Annotated in this window: 2 protein-coding genes; both read left to right on the top strand. The window is 73.4% G+C overall.

The genetic code is table 11. The features are described from left to right. A partial coding sequence (locus x551_RS26040) for a hypothetical protein (protein ID WP_036251512.1) occupies window positions 1-451 on the top strand: 451 nt, incomplete at its 5' end. Next, window positions 448-1,522, top strand: a 1,075-nt coding sequence (locus x551_RS22020) for a patatin-like phospholipase family protein (RefSeq protein WP_051512290.1), incomplete at its 3' end; no start/stop codon positions are given. The genes x551_RS26040 and x551_RS22020, both read left to right, overlap by 4 nt.

Below are 1,522 nucleotides of genomic sequence, written 5' to 3'. Positions count from 1 at the left end.
CGCGCCGATCGGACCGGCCACCGGCGCGACCGCCCCATCGCCCGGCAGCGACGAGGCGGCGGTCTTCGCGGCCGCCGGCCTGCAGCGCCGCGGCAACGAGCACTACCGAGAGGCGTGCGCCACGGCACTGAAGCCGCAGACCGAGCGGCTGGACATCAACCACGATGGCCGCGACGAAGTGCTGCTGTTCCTGGCGTCCTCGCCCTGCTTCGGCCCGGCCCGTGGCGGCAACGTCGCGCTGTTCATGCAGAACGCCGGCGGCGCGTGGGTCGACCTGCTCGGCTTCCTGCCCGGCGTGGAGGTGCTGCCGACCGGCGGTGAACACCTCGGCTACGCCGACCTGGGGGTCGCCAACCCCGGCGGCTGCATGGCGGTCTATCACTGGAACGGCAGCGCCTACGTCCACGCCGCCAACCGCGCCATCGAGCCCGGTGGCTGCCAGTTCCGATGATGCCGCGCATCGGTCTCGCGCTGGCCGGCGGCGGGCCATTGGGCGCGATCTACGAGATCGGCGCACTGTGCGCGCTCGAGGAATCGATCACTGGCCTGCGCCTCACTCAGTGCCAGGGCTACGTGGGCGTGTCGGCCGGCGGCTTCGTGGCCGCCGGACTGGCCAACGGCATCGGGCCGCGTGAGCTGTGCCGCTCCTTCATCGAGAACGAGGGGCCGCCGGACGACGTGTTCGACCCCGCGCTGCTGATGCGGCCGGCCTGGGGCGAGTTCGCGAAGCGCCTCGCGCGGGCGCCCGGTCTGGCCGGCGGCGCGGCTCTGGACTATGCGCTGGGCTTCGCCACCCGCAGCCAGGTGCTCGACCAGCTCGGCCGCGCCATGCCGACCGGCCTGTTCTCCAACCGCACGGTCCACCAGCACCTGAGCCGCGTGTTCGGCGCGCCCGGCCGCAGCAACGACTTCCGCACGCTGGCGCGCCGGCTGGTGCTGGTGGCGGTCGACCTCGACAGCGGCGACGCCCGGCCCTTCGGCCTGCCGGGCCACGACCACGTGCCGATCTCGCTCGCCGTGCAGGCCAGCGCCGCGCTGCCCGGACTGTTCCCGCCGGTCGAGATCGACGGCCGCTGCTACGTCGATGGCGTGCTGCGCAAGACGCTGCATGCCTCGGTCCTGCTCGACGAGGGCCTGGACCTGCTGATCTGCCTGAATCCGCTGGTGCCCTACGACAGCCCCGCCGACGCGCACAGGCCGGCGGACGGTGCCAGGGCGCCGCTGGCGCGGCTGGTCGACGGCGGCCTGCCGCAGGTGCTGAGCCAGACGTTCCGCACGCTGATCCGCTCGCGCATGGAGCTCGGCCTGCGCCAGTACGACCAACTCCACCCCGACACCGACATCCTGCTGTTCGAGCCCGACGCGCGCGACGCCAAGGTGTTCTTCACCAACCCGTTCAGCTACTCGCAGCGCCGCCGCATGGCCGAGCACGCCTACCAGCCACGCGGACTCAGTTGCGCGCGCGCCGCGCCGCACTCGGCCCGCGGCTGCTCGCCACGGCCTCGGCTGGAGCGCCGGCGCT

The organism is Methylibium sp. T29 (assembly GCF_000576205.1).
Taxonomy (GTDB): Bacteria; Pseudomonadota; Gammaproteobacteria; order Burkholderiales; family Burkholderiaceae_C; genus Methylibium; species Methylibium petroleiphilum.
The sequence above is the reverse complement of the archived record's forward strand: the minus strand, read 5'-3'. Positions and strand labels throughout refer to the sequence as shown.